The 1,732-nt window shown below is 67.1% G+C and carries 2 protein-coding genes; both read right to left on the reverse strand.

Translation table 11 applies throughout. From position 1 onward, the window contains the following. On the reverse strand, nt 1-880 hold an 880-nt coding region (locus tag EN906_RS33105; RefSeq protein ID WP_164777567.1), incomplete at its 3' end, for an ABC transporter permease. Continuing rightward, nucleotides 877-1,732: ATP-binding cassette domain-containing protein (locus EN906_RS33110; protein WP_127375720.1), on the reverse strand; the 856-nt coding region annotated here is incomplete at its 5' end. The genes EN906_RS33110 and EN906_RS33105, both read right to left, overlap by 4 nt.

A 1,732-nucleotide genomic window follows, 5' to 3' on the forward strand; every position in this document is an offset into this window, starting at 1 on the left:
GCCCATAGGCGGGATTCCAGTCGGCGCGGACATTGCCCTGGACGCCGATGATGTCGACGGCGCCGGCAAGCCCGGCCAGCCCGGCCGAAATGGCGAAGACGGCGACGGTCAGGCCGGGGACACCGAGTCCCGAGTGAACCGCCGCGCGTGGATTGGCGCCGACGATCCTCAGCTTCAGCCCGAACGCCGTGCGCGTCATCACCAGATGCACGATGACGATCGCCGCCAGCCCAAGCAGCAAGCCGCTGGTGATGGTCGTTTCGAACAGGCGCGGCAACCGGTCTTCCACCGGCAGCGTACGGGTCTGCGGCACGGTCGTGTTGGGGTCGCGAAACGCCAGCTTGACCAGCACATTGGCGAGCGAGGTGCCGAGGAACGTCATCATCAGCGTGGTGATGATCTCGTTGACGCCCTGATAGGCACGCAGCAGGGCCGGCACCAGCGACCAGATCATCGCCACCACCATGGCGATGAGGAACGAGCAGACCAGCGCCAGCCAGGCTGGCATGACCTGCACGAACATAGGAGCGCTGGCCGCCGCCGTCACCGCGCCGAGCAGGAACTGGCCGTCGCCGCCGAGATTCCACATGCCGGCGCGAAAGGCCACGATCAGGCCGGCGGCAAGAAACAGCAGCGGCGCCATGCGCGTCAGCGTCTGCTGGATGCCGAGCGGCGAGAACAGTCCTTTCTCCAGCACGAAGCCGTAGTAGGCGAGCGGGTCGACGCCGACCGCAAGCAGGATACAGCCGGCTATGACGAGAGCGATGAGGATCGGGCCGAGCGTCATCAGCAGCCGATGCGCGATGTCGCGGCGCGTCCTTGCCCCGCTCGTGGCATCGAGTGCGGTGGCACTGACCGTGGGTGCGGTGTCGATGCTCATGCGGCAAGTCCGATCATCAGGCGACCGACCTTGGTGCGGGCATCGTCGGCATTCTCGACGGTGCCGACCAAAGCTCCGTCGGCGATGACGGCGATGCGGTCGCACATGCCAAGCAATTCCTCGAGGTCGGTGGAGATCAGCAGCACCGCAAGGCCACGCGCCGCCGTGTCGCGAATGCGCTGGCGCGACGCCAAAGTGTTGGCGAGATCGAGCCCGTAGGTCGGCTTGTTGAAGATCACCACCTTGGCGCCCTCAGCCAGTTCCCGTGCCAGAAGCACCTTCTGGATGTTGCCGCCGGACAGCCGCGCGACAGGCGTCTTCAGGCTCGGCGTACGCACGTCATATTCGCGCACGAGCTGGGCGGCGCGCTTGTCGATCTCCGCGCGCTGCTCGACGCCGTTGCGCCAGAACGGGGCCGCGCCGACCTGCTTGAGGAAGAAGTTGATCGAGACCGGGAAGGTTCCGACAGTGCCCTCGCCCAGCCGGTCGTCGGTCAGGTAGCGAAGGCCGCGCCGGCGGCGCTCGCCGACGCTCAGCGTCTCGATGGCGGCGCCGTCCAGCCGTATCGAGCCGCCGGCAGCTGTACGCTGGCCGGCCAGCGCTTCCGCCAGTTGCTTCTGGCCGTTGCCGTCGATGCCGGCAATGCCCAGGATCTCGCCCGGGCGGATGTCGAAGGAGATCGACGACAGGCCCGGCGCATTGTCCGTCGGCGCGACCGCCAGATCTGCGACCTGAAGCAGCGGGGCCGCTTCTGCTCGGGCAGTGCGGACCGGACGCTCGACGGCTTCCGGATCATCCTTCTGCTTGCCGAACATCAATTCCACGATCTCCGAGACGATCTCCTGTTCGCCC

It is taken from the genome of Mesorhizobium sp. M7A.F.Ca.CA.004.06.1.1, from assembly GCF_003999135.1.
Taxonomy (GTDB): Bacteria; Pseudomonadota; Alphaproteobacteria; order Rhizobiales; family Rhizobiaceae; genus Mesorhizobium.